The organism is Streptomyces sp. NPDC001381 (assembly GCF_042895685.1).
GTDB lineage: Bacteria > Actinomycetota > Actinomycetes > Streptomycetales > Streptomycetaceae > Streptomyces.
This window is the reverse complement of sequence record NZ_JBIAWO010000009.1, coordinates 17,185-31,733: the sequence shown is the minus strand read 5'-3', so window position 1 is coordinate 31,733 and position 14,549 is coordinate 17,185. Positions and strand designations below refer to the sequence as shown.

Genomic DNA, 14,549 nt, shown 5'->3' with positions numbered 1-14,549 from the left:
TGCTCTCTCCCAACAGGCGAGGAGGCCCCGCAGATGCGTGCAACCGCGGGCGACCAGTTTGTCCAGCACGGCAGGGTGGTCGGCCAACACGACAAGATCGGCGAGATCGTCGAAGTACTGGGCCAGGACGGCAACCCGCCGTTCCGGGTCCGCTTCCAGGACGGCCACGAGGGGCTGTGCTCCCCCGGCCCCGACACCGAGATCCGTCACAGGACCAGGACCGAGGAACAGCGTTAGTCAGCGCGGGGGCTTCGCCGGCTGCCCGTAGTGGTCGGCGACCACCCGTGCCATCGCCCCGATCCGGTCCTTGCGCACGTCCCCGGCGGCGAAGAAGACGTGGCCGCGTACCTCCGGGCGCTTCTTGGCGAGGGTGAGGTGCCTGGTCAGCTCGGCCTTGTCGGCCCAGGCCCTCGGCTGCCCCGGGGCGCCCGCCTTGTAGAGGCCCTCGCCCAGGTAGAGCCGTGTACGGCTGCCCTTGGCCACGGCCGCCCACCAGGCCACGAGCTTGGCGTAGTCGGCGGCGGAGTTGCCGATCTCCCAGTACAGCTGCGGGACGACGTAGTCGATCCAGCCCTCGCGCACCCACTTGCGGCTGTCCGCGTGGATCTCGTCGTACGACTGGAACGCCCGGGTGTCCGATCCGCGCGAGTCGGTGGAGGCGTTGCGCCACACGCCGAACGGGCTGATCCCGAACTGGGTGCCCGGCCGTACGGCCTTGATGCGGGCGGCCGTCTCCTGCACCAGCTTGTCGACGTTGGCGCGGCGCCAGGCGGCCCGGGTGGCGAAACCGCCGCCGTGCGCCTTGTACGCGGCGTCGTCGTCGAACCGCTGGCCCGCGACCGGATAGGGATAGAAGTAGTCGTCGAAGTGCACGGCGTCGACCGGGTACTTCTTCACCGCGTCCATCATCGCGTCCTGGACGAAGGCACGGACCTTCGGCAGCCCCGGGTTGTAGTACAGCCGCCCGCCGTGCTCCACCACCCAGTCCGGGTGCCGGCGGGCGGGGTGCGAGGCGACCAGCCGGGAGCGGTCGGCGTGCGTGGCGACGCGGTAGGGGTTGAACCAGGCGTGCAGCTGAAGGCCGCGGGCGTGCGCCTCGGCGACGGCCGTGCCGAGCGGGTCCCAGCCCGGCGACTTCCCCTGGGTGCCGGTGAGGACCTGCGACCAGGGCTCGTACGCGGACGGCCACAGCGCGTCGGCGGTGGGCCGCACCTGGAAGAACACCGCGTTCAGCCGGTCGCGGACCGCCACGTCGAGCCAGGCGATCAGCTCCTTGCGCTGCTGAGCGGCCGTCAGCCCCGGCTTGGACGGCCAGTCGCGGTTGGCGACCGTCGCCAGCCACATGCCGCGCATCTCGCTCTTCGCGCGGCCTTCTCCCGCTCCGCCTGCCCCTCCCGCCTCCTCCGCCTCTCGGGTCCCTCCTGCCTTTCCGGCCTCTCCGGCCTCTCCTGCTCCAGCTCCCGCTCTCGGCGGAGCCAGAGCGGCCGCCGCGCCCGTCGTGGTGAACGCAGACAGCGCCGCCAGCGCGAACGCCCGCCGGGTCAGTCGCCCCATCGCACCCATCCCCACATCACTCTGCGGATCCGCTCGGTCACGGATCGTCTCCGCGCACAGCATGCACCCACCCCGGTGATCGATCATCGATACTTGCTAGTAACGTGCACGATCGGAGCAGGCCGACCGGGACCCGGCAGACCTGTCACAGTCGTCGTCAGTGTCAGCGCAGCGAAAGGGACGATGTGACCGACATCGAACGCGTGGGAGTGGTGGGCTGCGGCCAGATGGGGGCGGGCATCGCCGAGGTCTGCGCCCGCGCCGGACTTGACGTCAAGGTCGCCGAGACCACCGGCGAGGCCCTGGAGATCGGCCGGACCCGGCTGTTCAACTCCCTGGCCAAGGCCGCCGAGCGCGGCAAGATCAGCGAGGCGGAGCGGGACGAGACGCAGGCGCGCCTCAGCTTCACCACGGACCTCGGCGAGTTCGCCGACCGCGACCTCGTCGTCGAGGCCGTCGTCGAGAACGAGCAGGTCAAGACCGAGATCTTCCAGGTTCTCGACCAGGTGGTGACCCGCCCGGACGCGATCCTGGCCTCCAACACCTCCTCCATCCCGCTGGTGAAGCTGGCGGTCGCCACCGCACGGCCCGACCAGGTGGTCGGCATCCACTTCTTCAACCCGGCCCCCGTGCAGAAGCTGGTCGAGCTGATCCCGGCGCTGACCACCTCCGAGGGCACGCTGAGCCGTGCGCAGCTGTTCGCCGAGAAGGTGCTGGGCAAGCACGCGATCCGGGCCCAGGACCGCTCCGGCTTCGTCGTCAACGCGCTGCTGATCCCGTACCTGCTCTCCGCGATCCGGATGTTCGAGACGGGCATCGCCAGCCGCGAGGACATCGACAACGGCATGGAGATGGGCTGCGCCCACCCGATGGGCCCGCTGAAGCTGTCCGACCTGATCGGCCTGGACACGGTCGCCTCGGTGGCGCAGAGCATGTACGACGAGTACAAGGAGCCGCTGTACGCCGCTCCCCCGCTGCTCCAGCGCATGGTGGACGCGGGCCGGCTGGGCCGTAAGACCGGCTCGGGGTTCTACACGTACTGAGCACCCGCCGTGATCGGCCGGGCCCGGCACTCCGCGGAGTGCCGGGCCCGGCCGTTTCACACACCGTGTGCGCACCGGGCCCGCATATGCCGCACGCACACGCTCCCCTCCGGTCCACCCGGCGGGTTGACTCATCATGCGCATGCAAGGGATGCGGTACCACCACGTTCGACTACGGAAAGGAGTGGACCCGTGACCGCCGATCCGGAGCATCCCGTGGTCCATGGTGAACTCGCTGAGTTACGCCGTCGCCTCGATGTGGCGTACGCCCGCGTCGAGGGAGGACTGGCCCTGCTCAGTCATCGCACCGAGGAGACCGCGAAGGAACTGGACGAGCTCAACACCCGCATGATCTCGCTGGAGCACGCGCGCTGGCCGCTGCCCTCGCTCGCGGCACTCACGGCCCTGGGAGCGCTGGTCGTGACGGTCTGGCAGGCGCTGGCCCGCTAGGGGCCTGTCGTCACATCGTGACGACAGGACCTAAGGCCTGAGGTGATGCAACAGCAGTAACGCGGCCGCCATGTTGGCGGCCGGGACCTCCCCCCGGGCGACCATGTCGGGTACGAGCTTGAGGGGGACCCACTCCCGGCGGTCCGACTCGAAGTCGTCCACCGGGTGTCCCACGTACTCGCCGCGGTCCGACCAGTAGATGTGGTGGACGGCGTCGGTGAGGCCGTTGGACGGTTCCACGCTCATCAGGTGGTGCAGGGGCCCCGGTCGCCAGCCGGTCTCCTCCTCGAGTTCGCGGGCGGCCGCGTGGGCGATGTCCTCACCGTCCTCGACGACGCCCGCCGCGAGCTCCCAGCCCCAGCTGTCGGTGATGAAGCGGTGGCGCCACAGGAGCAGGACCTCGTTCGCCTCGTTGACCACCGTGGCCACGGCGACCGGGCGCAGCCGTATCAGGAAGTGGTCCAGGTGCCGGCCGTCCGGCAGTTCCACATCGGCCAGGTTGACGCTGAACCAGCGATTTTCATACACAGTTTGTTCGTTCTGTTTCGTCCACTGCACGGTTCTGCCACCTTCCGTCGGGTGAGTGGCAATATCGCAGCAGGGACGGTGGGACGCCGGTGTTCGTGTTCCCCTCGCGGAGCCCTCGGAAGGCGGTCCGCACGACCTGTCTACAGCGGTACGCGCAGTGCTCCGTCGATGAGTTCGGCGGCCTCGGCGGTGCCCGCGCAGCCGCTGCGCACCAGGTGTTCGCGCACCGCCCGGAGTCTGTCGCGCAGCCGCTGGGACTCCATTCCCCTGGCCTGCTCGGCCATCTGCACGGCGGTGACCACCGCCTTGTCGGCGTGGCCCTGGCGCAGTTCGATCGTGCTGAGCATGGCGAGCCGGTGCACCCGGCCCCGGTCGTGCGCCGGAGTGCCGACGGCGGCATGGGCGTGTTCGGCGGCCGCGGCGATCTCCCCGAGGCTGAGCAGCGCCTCCGCCACCTGGACGTTGACCAGACCCGGCTGTACATAGCCGGTCTCGTCCGGCTCGTGCCCCCGCCGGATGTGTTCGGCTGCCGTCTCCGCCCGCCGGATGCACGACAGGGCGCTCGTGCCGTCGCCGAGGTGGGCGTACGCCTTGGCCTGCATCGCGTACAGGTCGGAGGCGAGGGCGGGGGTGATGTGCTTGCCCGCGGCGCGCAGCGCGGCCTCCGCGAAGGCCACGGCCTGCCGGTACTCCCGCATGAACAGCGACTGGTTGACGAGGAGCGCGATGACGTACGCGCCAAGTCCCCGGTCCCCGCTGGCCTTCGCGAGTCTGAGTGCCTGGTGGAAGTAGCGCTGGGCGAGTCCGTGCGCGTCGGAGTCGTATGCGCAGATGCCCGCGACCGCCACCAACCCCCCTGTGGAGCGGTGCAGTTGACGTCCCGTCTCATCGGTGTAGCTGCCCCGCAGCAGGGGCGCCGCCTCGGTGTTGAGGAAGCCGACGATACGGCTGCGGGTCGCGATGCCGCCCGCCTTGCGGTACATCTGCTCGTAGTGGGTGCGGGCGGCACGCAGCATGGCGATGTCGGCGGACGTGACGCGATGCCGGCCGCCCCGGGAGACGTCGACGTCCTCGGGCGGGTTCTCCCACTCCCATACGGGCATCACGGCCGGGGTGCCGGTCACCGCGGGCGCGCCGAGGATGTGCGGACGCTGCTGTTCGTCGGAGCGCCACAGGGCGGTGGCCCGCTCGACGAAGCCGGAGAGCGAGCCGCCGTGCGGGCTGGACGGCTCCCCCGGGACGCCGAGGCCGATGTCGTCGAGGGTGACCGGCCGGTGCAGGCGCCCGGCGAGGACCTCGCAGATCAGGTCGGGCACCTGGCCGCGCGGGCGCTGTCCCTTCAGCCACCGGGCGACCGCCGTGTGCTCGTACCGCAACGCGAGTCCGCGCGCCCGCCCGGCCTGGTTCACATGGGCGGCGAGGCCCGCGTGCGAGATGCCCGCCTCGTCCAGGATCGCGTCGAGCAGAGTGTTGGGCTGCATTGGGTGCCCCCCGGTGCCTCGGTGCCGCAAGCGTAGTGGGTCCGTCTTCACACGGGGTGTGAACGGAGTGCGCGTATCCGCCCTGTGCGCGCGCTGTCGCTGACGGTTTCCGCCCGCTTGACTGAAATGCCTCGCAAGAGGTTCGCCGGGCCGTCGGCTCCCCCTCATAAAGCGACGGTCCGGCGTTTGACTCCCTCCCAGGCACCGCGACGCGCGTCGGACCGGCCCCGAAGGGCCGGTCCGACGCCGGTCCGGCGGTCGCCGCCGGAGTGGTTCGTCAGCCCCTGAGGACCGCTCCCGTCCGCTCGCCCGCGAGGGCGACCGCGGCGTCCCGGGCCGCCGACGCCTCGTCGACGGTCAGCGTCCGGTCCCCGGCGCGGAAGCGCAGGGCGTACGCCAGCGACTTCTTCCCGTCGCCGAGCTGGTCGTCGTTGACGTACACGTCGAACAGCCGGATGCCCTCCAGCAGTTCCCCGGCCCCCTCCCGCAGCGCGGCCTCGACCTCGGCGTGCGGGACGAACTTGTCGACGACGAGGGCGACGTCCTGCGTGGCGACGGGGAACGTGGAGATGCCCGGCGCCTGCGGGGTGTCGTCGCCGACCGCCTCCAGCACGTCGAGGTTCAGCTCCATCGCGGAGGTGCGGGCCGGCAGACCGAGCGCCTTCACCACCCGCGGGTGCAGCTCGCCGGCATGGCCGACGACCCGCTCGGCACCGTCCGCGACGACTACGAGCTCGGCGCACCGGCCCGGGTGCCACGGGCCGTACTGGCCCTGGCGGACGACCAGCTCCGCACCGGCCTCACGGGCCACGGCCCGGGCCGCCTCGACCGCGTCGGCCCAGTCGGCCGGGCGGCCCTTGCCCCACCAGCCGGCCTGCTCGCGGGCGCCCGCGAGGACGGCGGCGACATGGCGCGGCTGCTCGGGGAGCACGGCGTCGAGCGCCGCGAGCTCCTCGTCGGTCGGACGGCGGTCGACCGGGAGGTGACCGGCGACGCCCTGCTCCTCGCGGGGGTGGAAGACCAGCCCGGTCTCGAACAGCGCGAGGTCGTGCGAGCCCCGCCCGTCGTTGCGCCGCAGCGCGCCCAGCAGCCCCGGCAGCAGCGACGTGCGGAGCGCGGGCTCCTCGTCGTTGAGCGGGTTGGTGAGCTTGACGACACGGCGCGCCGGGTCGTCGGCCTCCAGGCCGAGCTGGTCGAAGACCTGCTCGCTGACGAACGGGTAGTTCGGCGCCTCGACGTAGCCGGCCCCGGCCAGGGCACGGCCGACGCGGCGGTGGAGGCGCTGGCGGTGGGTGAGACCGCGGCCCGACGGGGGCTTGGGCAGCGTGGAGGGCAGGTTCTCGTAGCCCTCCAGGCGGATGACCTCCTCCGCCAGGTCGTTGATCTCGGTGAGGTCGGGCCGCCAGGACGGGACGGTGACGATCAGCTCGTCCTGCCCGTACACGTCGCAGCCGATCTCCTGGAGGCGGCGCACCACGGTCTCCCGGCCGTAGACGACACCCGCGACCTTGTCGGGGTGGTCGGCCGGGACGGTGACGGTGTGCGGGGCGGACGGGGCGGTGATCTCCGTGACGCCCGCGTCGGCGGTACCGCCCGCGAGGAGGACCAGCAGGTCGACCGTGCGCTGGGCGGCGGCCGCGGCGGCGGCCGGGTCGACGCCGCGCTCGAAGCGGCGGGAGGCCTCGGAGGACAGCTTGTGCCGGCGGGCCGTCCGCGCGATCGACACCGCGTCGAAGTGGGCGGCCTCGATGACGACGTCCACCGTGGAGTTGTCCACGTCGTCGTGGTCGGCGATCTCGGTGTCGGCGCCGCCCATGACTCCGGCGAGGCCGATCGGGCCGCGGTCGTCGGTGATGACGAGGTCCTCGGCGTGCAGCTTCCGGGTGACACCGTCGAGGGTGACGATCTGCTCGCCCTCGCCGGCCCGGCGGACGCCGATGGTGCCCTGGACCAGCCCGCGGTCGTAGGCGTGCAGCGGCTGGCCGAGCTCCATCATCACGTAGTTGGTGATGTCGACGGCGAGCGAGATCGGGCGCATGCCGACCTTCTGCAGCCGGCGCTTCAGCCAGATCGGGGAGCGCGCCTCGGGGCTCAGACCGGTGACGGTGCGGGCGGTGAAGCGGTCGCAGCCGAACGGGTCGGAGACCTGCACCGGGTAACCGAAGGCGTTCGGCGCCGGTACGTCGATCAGGGCGGGGTCGCGCAGCGGCAGACCGTAGGCGATGGCGGCCTCACGGGCGACGCCGCGGATGGACAGGCAGTCGCCGCGGTTGGCGGTGACGGCGATGTCCAGGACCTCGTCGACCAGCTCCAGGAGCTCGATGGCGTCCTTGCCGACCTCGGTCTCCGGCGGCAGCACGATGATGCCCTTGGTGCCGTCGTCGCCCATGCCCAGCTCGTCGCTGGAGCAGATCATGCCGTGGGAGGTCTTGCCGTACGTCTTGCGCGCGGCGATCGCGAAACCGCCGGGGAGGACGGCGCCCGGGAGCACGACGACGACCTTGTCGCCGACGGCGAAGTTGCGGGCGCCGCAGACGATCTCCTGCGGCTCGCCGGTGCCGTTGGCGGTGCCGACGTCGACGGTGCAGAAGCGGATCGGCTTCTTGAAGCCCTCCAGCTCCTCGATGGTCAGCACCTGACCCACGACGAGGGGGCCCTTGAGGTCGGCTCCGAGGTGCTCGACGGTCTCGACCTCGAGGCCGGCCGAGACGAGCTTGGCCTGGACGTCACGGCCGGTTTCGGTCGCCGGCAGGTCGACGTACTCCCGCAGCCAGGAAAGCGGGACCCGCATCAGATCTCCATCCCGAAGGGCCGAGTGAACCGGACGTCACCCTCGACCATGTCTCGCATGTCTTCGACGTTGTGGCGGAACATCAGCATCCGCTCGATGCCGAACCCGAAGGCGAACCCGCTGTACTTCTCCGGGTCGACGCCGCAGGCGGTCAGCACCTTGGGGTTGACCATGCCGCAGCCGCCCAGCTCGATCCAGCCCTCGCTGGAGCAGGTGCGGCAGGGGCGGTCGGGGTTGCCGACGGACTCGCCGCGGCAGACGTAGCACACCATGTCCATCTCGGCGGACGGCTCGGTGAAGGGGAAGAAGTTCGGCCGCAGCCGGGTCTTCATGCCCTCGCCGAACAGGGCCTGGACCATGTGGTCCATCGTGCCCTTGAGGTCGGCCATGGTGAGGCCCTCGTCGACGGCCAGCAGCTCGACCTGGCGGAAGACCGGGGTGTGCGTGGCGTCCAGCTCGTCGGTGCGGTAGACGACACCGGGGCAGATCACGTAGACCGGCAGCTCGCGGTCGAGCAGGGAGCGGATCTGCACGGGCGAGGTGTGGGTGCGCAGCACGACACCGGACTCGGTGCCGCCCTCGGGGCCCTGCACGAAGAAGGTGTCGGCCTCGCCGCGGGCCGGGTGGTCCGGGCCGATGTTGAGGGCGTCGAAGTTGAACCACTCGGCCTCGACCTGGGGGCCCTCGGCGACCTCGTAGCCCATGGCCACGAAGACGTCCTCGATGCGCTCCGAGAGCGTGGTGAGCGGGTGGCGGGCGCCGGCCGGGACGCGGTCGTACGGCAGAGTGACGTCCACCGCCTCCTCGACCAGCACCCGGGCGTCCCGCTCGGCCTCCAGCTCCGTCTGGCGGGCCGCGAGCGCCTTGTTCACGGCGCCGCGGGCCTGGCCGACGCGCTTGCCGGCCTCGGCCTTCGCGTGCGGGGGCAGGGCGCCGATCTCGCGGTTGGCGAGCGCCAGCGGGGAGGTGCCGCCGGTGTGGGCGACCTTGGCCTCCTGGAGCGCGTCGAGGGAGTCCGCGGCGGCGAAGGCGGCGAGCGCCTCGTCCCGCATGCGCTCGATCTCATCCGGTTTCAACGCCTCGACCTCGACAGGGTCGTACGACTTATTGGGTGCCGACATCTCTTCCCGTGCTTCCGATTGGCTGGCTGACGTCCCCGTCACCGACTCGTGGACAGATCGTCACGGTTTTTGGGACACAAAGGTGCCAAAGGCCGAGTCTAACGGGGTGTGGGTGTACGAACGCGCCCGCGGGCCGCTCCGGCGGATCTCACGCTCTCAGGCGAGATAGGCCGGGGCCGCCACGGGCAACGTAAATCGGAACTCCGCGCCGCCGCCGGGGGCGCGGCCGACCGTGATGGTGCCGCCGTGGGCCTCGACGATGCCCTTGACGATGTACAGCCCGAGGCCCGTGCCACCGCGCTTGCTGCCCCGCCAGAAGCGGGTGAAGACGCGGTTCATGGACTCCTCCGGGATGCCGGCACCCTCGTCGCTCACGGTGACCGACGTGCCGGTGTCCTCCCCTTCCCGGGGGGACGCGGCGGGCGTGACGTCAATCGTGACGGTTCCCTCGCCGTGACGCACCGCATTTTCGATGAGGTTGCTGAGCACCTGGTCGATCTTGTCGGGGTCGGCCCACAGGGCGGGCAGCGGCTGCTCGATGCGGAGCAGGAACCGGTCGGCGGGCTGCCCGGCGGCGACGTAGGCCTGGATGTGGCGTCCGACGGCGGCGCCCATGTCGACCGGCTGCCGGCGCACCTCCAGCCGTCCGGAGTCGATCCGCGATATGTCCAGGAGCTCGGCGATGAGCCGGGTGACGCGGTCGGCGTCGGCGTCGACGGTCTCCAGCATCAGCCGCTTCTGGTCGTCGGTGAAGCGGGCCCACTTGGCGAGCAGGGTGGCGGTGAAGCCCTTGACCGAGGTGAGCGGCGAGCGCAGCTCGTGGGCGACGGTGGCGATCAGCTCGGCGTGGCTGCGTTCGGTGCGGCGGCGGGCCTCGGTGTCGCGGAGGGAGACGACGACGCGGCGGACGGGTCCGGTGGGGCGGGTGCGGACGTACCGCACGGACACGAGCACCTCCCGGCCGCCGGGCAGCAGCAGGTTGCGCTCGGGCTGGCCGACGCGGATGGCGAGGCCGCCGTAGGGGTCGGTCAGCTGCCACCAGCGGCGGCCTTCGAGGTCCTCTAAGGGGAGGGCCTTTTCGAGCTTCTGGCCGAGCGCCTCGGCGGCGGGGACGGCGGTGATGCGCGCGGCGGCCGCGTTGAAGCAGATGACGTGCCCGTGCTCGTCGGCGACGACGAGCCCGTCGGGCAGGTCGTCGGGGTCGATGCCGAGTTCGGCGAGGTCACCGGCAGGGCGGGCCGCTCCCGGTGCGCTGCTCGTGCCGACACTCATCCCCGTACCTCAACTCCCGTCCCTCTGGAAGAGGCCCCCGAGCTGGTCACCCTACTAGCTCTCGGTGACGGAGCGGCACCCTCCGGAGGCGCGCTGTGCACGGGCCGACGCGTAGAGACATACGGCCGCGGCGGTCGCCAGGTTCAGGCTCTCGGCCTTCCCGTGGATCGGGACGCGCACGACGGCGTCGGCGAGGGCGCGGGTCTCCTCGGGCAGCCCCCAGGCCTCGTTGCCGAACACCCAGGCGGTGGGCCCGCCCATGGTCCCGTGGTCGAGCTCGTCGTCCAGGTCGTCCTCCCCCGCGCCGTCGGCGGCGAGGATCCGTACCCCGGCGCCCTTGAGCCCGGCCACGGCCTGCTCGACGGGCACGCCGACGGCGACCGGCAGGTGGAACAGCGAACCGACGGAGGCGCGGACGGCCTTGGGGTTGTAGAGGTCGACGGAGGCGTCGGTGAGCACGACGGCTTCCGCTCCGGCGGCGTCGGCGCAGCGCAGCACGGTGCCGGCGTTCCCGGGGTCGCGTACGTGCGCCAGGACGGCGACCAGCTTCGGCCGGGCGGCGAGGATCTCCTCGAAGGGGGTGTCGACGAACCGGCAGATCCCGACCAGGCCCTGCGGGGTGACGGTCGTCGAGATGTCCGCGATGACCTGCTCGTCGGCGAGATGGATCCGGGCGCGGCTGGTCCTGGCCTCCCCGATGATGTCCGCGTACCGCTCCGCGGCCTCGACGGTGGCGAACAGCTCGACCAGCGTCCCCTTGCCGTACGCCGCCGCCTCGCGCACGGCCTGCGGTCCCTCCGCGAGGAACAGCCGCTCCTTCCCCCGGAAGTTCCGCCGGGCGAGCCGCCGGGCGGCGGAGACCCGGGGGGAACGGGGGGAGACGAGCTCGGGACTGGCGGAGGACATCTTCTGGTTCACCTTCAGGATCTGGACTGCCGGAGGACGCTCACCGGCGCTGGCGGGGTGCCACCGCGCCCACCCGTGCCGCCCCGGGGACATCGCGGCAGGCGATGCCTGCGACCCCCCGGGGGCGCGGGGAACTGCGCAGCCCCCGACGGCCCGCACCCGAACGGCCGCCCGTGGGGTCAGCAGCGAAGGACCCGCAGGCCAGGAAACCTGCGGGTCCTTCGGTCACGTCGGCTGAAGCCGGCGCAGCGTCACGCGGCCTTCGGCGCGTTGACGTCCGACGGCAGCGCCTTCTGCGCGACCTCGACGAGCGCGGCGAACGCGTTGGCGTCGTTCACGGCGAGCTCGGCCAGGATCTTGCGGTCGACCTCGACGTTCGCGGCCTTCAGACCCTGGATGAAGCGGTTGTAGGTGATGCCGTTGGCGCGGGCAGCGGCGTTGATGCGCTGGATCCACAGCTGACGGAAGTCGCCCTTGCGCTTCTTGCGGTCGTTGTAGTTGTAGACCAGCGAGTGGGTGACCTGCTCCTTGGCCTTGCGGTACAGGCGCGAACGCTGACCGCGGTAGCCGGAGGCCTGCTCGAGGATCGCCCGGCGCTTCTTGTGGGCGTTGACTGCCCGCTTGACGCGTGCCACTTGTTAACTCCTTGTAGCGGGGCCGTGGGTGTCGTCACACGGCCCGGAATCGATTGGGTCCCGGTGTCTTGGGAGGGTCAGGCGCTGGGCGCCCGGCCTCACTTGCCGAGAAGCTTCTTGATCTTCGCGGCGTCGCCCGGGGCCATCTCGGCGTTGCCGGTGAGGCGACGCGTCACTCGGGACGACTTGTGCTCGAGCAGGTGGCGCTTGCCGGCGCGCTCACGGAGCACCTTGCCGGAGCCGGTGACCTTGAAGCGCTTGCTGGCACCGCTGTGCGACTTGTTCTTCGGCATAGCGCCGTTCTCTCCTCGTCGGTGGCGCTCCGGTGCCCGGTCGTGAAACCGGGCACGGTGGAGCGTCGCTGCTGTTTGGGTTGCATCCAGGGGACTCGCGTCCCTCGGATCACGCCTCGGCGGAAGCCTCGGCCGGGGCCTCGGCGTCTACCTCGGCGTTCACGGCGTCGGCGTCCGCGGCGTTCTGCGAGCGGCCGGGGTTGGCCTTCGCCTCGGCCTTGCGGGCCTCCTGCGCCTGACGGGCCTCGGCCATCGCCTCGGTCTTCTTCTTGTGCGGACCGAGGACCATGATCATGTTGCGGCCGTCCTGCTTGGGGTTCGACTCGACGAACCCGAGCTCCTGGACGTCCTCCGCGAGGCGCTGCAGCAGTCGGTAGCCCAGCTCGGGCCGGGACTGCTCGCGACCACGGAACATGATCGTGATCTTGACCTTGTCGCCCTGCTTGAGGAACCGGACGACGTGACCCTTCTTGGTGTCGTAGTCGTGCGGGTCGATCTTCGGCCGGAGCTTCATCTCCTTGATGACCGTGTGCGCCTGGTTCTTGCGCGCTTCACGGGCCTTCATGGCCGACTCGTACTTGAACTTCCCGTAGTCCATGAGCTTGCAGACCGGCGGGCGGGCGTTCGCCGCGACCTCGACCAGGTCCAGGTCGTACTCCTGCGCAAGCTCCAGTGCCTTCGCCAGGGGGACGATGCCCACCTGCTCGCCACTGGGACCGACAAGTCGCACCTCGGGAACGCGAATCCGGTCGTTGATGCGGGGCTCGGCGCTGATGGATCCTCCTCGGTAGCACCACGCGGCGGTCTGGCGGACGGCCGCGTAACGTCTGTGTTCGTTAGGCCTGTAACCACGCCGAAGCACAAAAAATGCCCCGAACGATCACACGCGGGGCTCCAAGCACTACCGGAGCACCTTCGCGGGGAACGCGGGGCGCACTACCGGGCGACTCCATCGTCCGTACGGAACGATGGTGGCCGCCTGACCGGGGTGACCCGCCGTCCCGGAGGGCGGTCGGGTGGGAGCTCGGAGTCTCCACTTGTGGGCCGGGCCCGCCTGCTGAGGGGCACGCGTGTCCGACCGGTCGTTACACGAGATTACCAGGTCGCGCACGCGTGCGCTAATCCGGTGTCTCATGCCTCCTGCTGTCAAGGGGGCGGGCGACGGGCCCTATCGTGTCCTGCATGAGTGAGACCTCCCCCGCCGGCTCCGCAGACGGCCCCGGTTCCCCCGACTTCGACGAGATGACCCGCGACATCGCCGAGGTCCCGGCCGTCGAGGTGATCGTGACGGTCGCCGTCAACCTGATGAGCGCGGCGGCCGTGAAGCTCGGGCTGACCGAGGAGGGCGACAAGTACAAGGACCTGGACGAGGCCCGCAAGCTGGTCACGGCCCTCGCCGGGCTGCTGGACGCGAGCGCGACCGAGATCAGCTCCTTCCACGCGGCCCCGCTGCGCGACGGCCTGAAGTCGCTCCAGCTGGCGTTCCGCGAGGCGTCGATCGTCCCGGACGAACCGGGTCAGGGCCCGGGCGAGAAGTACACCGGACCCGTCTACGGCTAGCCGGTCCCGGAGCGGGGGCGGCTACGGCCGTCGGCCATGGCCCACGGCCGTGACTCACCGCCACGGCCGACGGCTAAGGCCGCACGTACAGGGGCTCGCCCGGAGGTGTCGTCCCGGCCGGCAGCAGTGCCAGGTCGAGGCCGCGCACCAGGCGGGCCCTCAGTGTGTCGTCGGCGGCCAGACGCGCGGCGACGGCCCGGGCGGCCTCGGCGGGAGCGGCGGCCGGGTCCAGGACGAGCGCGAGAGTGCCGTCCGCCTGCCCCGGCCCGAGGTGGGCGCTGACCACGGCCGGCTCGGCGGCCACCGCGTCGCGCACCGCCTCCCGCACCGCCGGGTCGGCGAGCGGATCGGCCGTCGTACGGCCCTCGGCGAGCGCCAGCAGCGCCGGTCCCGTCAGTTCGAACGCCACCGGCCCCGCCATGTCGAGCACGACGGTGTCCGCCTTCTCGTGCGCGGCGGCCTGCAGCGCCTGGTGCAGCGGTACGGCGACGGGGCGCGCCGCGGGGTCCCAGCGGGCCAGCGAGTCGGTGGACGTGAAGGCGGGCAGGGCGGTGCGGGCGCCGGCCTTCAGGGTGGGGACGGCCATGTCGCTGGTCTTCTCGCGGCGCAGCCCGTTCTCGTCCTCCTCGACCTCGCCGAGGACGGCCACCACGGGCACGAGCAGCCGGGTGCCCTTGAGCGCCTCCAGGACGGGTCCCACGGCGCTGCGGTCCTCGGCCCAGGCGGCGAGCGCCGCGGCCAGCCGGGGATCGGCGGAGCCGTCGTCGTCGGAGTAGCCGGGGTCGGGAATGTTCTTGTTCGCCACGGTCACCGACCTTATCGGGGGGATGCTGCTGGGCTTGTGCGGGGGCGGAAACGTGACGGTGACGACTTTCACAGGATTCTCAGTCTCCGCTGACGTACCTCTTACGTCCG

15 protein-coding genes are annotated in these 14,549 nt (G+C 71.4%); 4 read left to right on the top strand and 11 right to left on the bottom strand.

Annotated features, from left to right (window positions below; genetic code table 11):
• Positions 1-33 precede the first annotated feature (33 nt).
• Complete coding sequence (locus ACFY2L_RS30800) at positions 34-237, top strand: DUF1918 domain-containing protein (protein ID WP_390660830.1); 204 nt, start codon at positions 34-36, stop codon at positions 235-237.
• Here ACFY2L_RS30800 and ACFY2L_RS30795 read toward each other — a convergent pair whose 3' ends face one another.
• Positions 238-1,554 (bottom strand): glycoside hydrolase family 10 protein, encoded by a 1,317-nt coding sequence (locus ACFY2L_RS30795; RefSeq protein ID WP_390824016.1) that lies wholly within the window; start codon positions 1,552-1,554, stop codon positions 238-240.
• 185 nt (positions 1,555-1,739) lie between these two features.
• Here ACFY2L_RS30795 and ACFY2L_RS30790 point away from each other — a divergent pair, with 185 nt between their 5' ends.
• The gene (locus tag ACFY2L_RS30790) at positions 1,740-2,597 is read left to right on the top strand and encodes a 3-hydroxybutyryl-CoA dehydrogenase (protein ID WP_390660828.1); all 858 of its coding nucleotides are present in this window, start codon (positions 1,740-1,742) and stop codon (positions 2,595-2,597) included.
• 192 nt (positions 2,598-2,789) lie between these two features.
• On the top strand, positions 2,790-3,047 hold the full coding sequence (locus tag ACFY2L_RS30785) for a hypothetical protein (RefSeq protein WP_390660827.1): 258 nt from the start codon (positions 2,790-2,792) through the stop codon (positions 3,045-3,047).
• Between the two features lie 30 nt (positions 3,048-3,077).
• Here ACFY2L_RS30785 and ACFY2L_RS30780 read toward each other — a convergent pair whose 3' ends face one another.
• The 9 genes from ACFY2L_RS30780 to infC all read right to left on the bottom strand — a co-directional run bounded on the left by ACFY2L_RS30780 (position 3,078) and on the right by infC (position 12,849).
• Positions 3,078-3,605: an NUDIX hydrolase gene (locus tag ACFY2L_RS30780; RefSeq protein WP_390660826.1), complete on the bottom strand. Its 528-nt coding sequence runs from the start codon at positions 3,603-3,605 to the stop codon at positions 3,078-3,080.
• A 110-nt stretch (positions 3,606-3,715) separates the two neighbouring features.
• Positions 3,716-5,056, bottom strand: coding sequence for a transcriptional regulator (locus tag ACFY2L_RS30775; RefSeq protein ID WP_390824015.1), 1,341 nt, complete (start codon positions 5,054-5,056; stop codon positions 3,716-3,718).
• A gap of 277 nt (positions 5,057-5,333) precedes the next feature.
• The gene (pheT, locus tag ACFY2L_RS30770; protein ID WP_390824014.1) at positions 5,334-7,847 is read right to left on the bottom strand and encodes a phenylalanine--tRNA ligase subunit beta; all 2,514 of its coding nucleotides are present in this window, start codon (positions 7,845-7,847) and stop codon (positions 5,334-5,336) included.
• Positions 7,847-8,968: a phenylalanine--tRNA ligase subunit alpha gene (gene pheS / locus ACFY2L_RS30765; RefSeq protein WP_390660823.1), complete on the bottom strand. Its 1,122-nt coding sequence runs from the start codon at positions 8,966-8,968 to the stop codon at positions 7,847-7,849. Before pheS ends, pheT begins: the two co-directional genes overlap by 1 nt.
• A 156-nt stretch (positions 8,969-9,124) precedes the next feature.
• Complete coding sequence (locus ACFY2L_RS30760; RefSeq protein WP_390660822.1) at positions 9,125-10,240, bottom strand: ATP-binding protein; 1,116 nt, start codon at positions 10,238-10,240, stop codon at positions 9,125-9,127.
• 54 nt (positions 10,241-10,294) lie between these two features.
• Complete coding sequence (locus ACFY2L_RS30755; RefSeq protein WP_390660821.1) at positions 10,295-11,146, bottom strand: TrmH family RNA methyltransferase; 852 nt, start codon at positions 11,144-11,146, stop codon at positions 10,295-10,297.
• Positions 11,147-11,397: 251 nt separating this feature from the next.
• A complete protein-coding gene (rplT, locus tag ACFY2L_RS30750; protein ID WP_006141703.1) occupies positions 11,398-11,781 on the bottom strand; it encodes a 50S ribosomal protein L20 in 384 nt (127 codons plus the stop codon).
• 98 nt (positions 11,782-11,879) lie between these two features.
• Positions 11,880-12,074, bottom strand: a complete 195-nt coding sequence (gene rpmI, locus ACFY2L_RS30745; protein WP_004933563.1) for a 50S ribosomal protein L35 — start codon at positions 12,072-12,074, stop codon at positions 11,880-11,882.
• 109 nt (positions 12,075-12,183) lie between these two features.
• Complete coding sequence (gene infC / locus ACFY2L_RS30740; protein ID WP_390660939.1) at positions 12,184-12,849, bottom strand: translation initiation factor IF-3; 666 nt, start codon at positions 12,847-12,849, stop codon at positions 12,184-12,186.
• Between the two features lie 407 nt (positions 12,850-13,256).
• Between infC and ACFY2L_RS30735 the strand changes: the two genes are divergently transcribed.
• Positions 13,257-13,634: a DUF1844 domain-containing protein gene (locus ACFY2L_RS30735; protein ID WP_390660820.1), complete on the top strand. Its 378-nt coding sequence runs from the start codon at positions 13,257-13,259 to the stop codon at positions 13,632-13,634.
• A gap of 73 nt (positions 13,635-13,707) precedes the next feature.
• On the opposite strand, the gene ACFY2L_RS30730 is transcribed toward ACFY2L_RS30735, so the two are convergent.
• Complete coding sequence (locus ACFY2L_RS30730) at positions 13,708-14,439, bottom strand: SseB family protein (RefSeq protein ID WP_390660819.1); 732 nt, start codon at positions 14,437-14,439, stop codon at positions 13,708-13,710.
• Between the last annotated feature and the right edge of the window lie 110 nt (positions 14,440-14,549).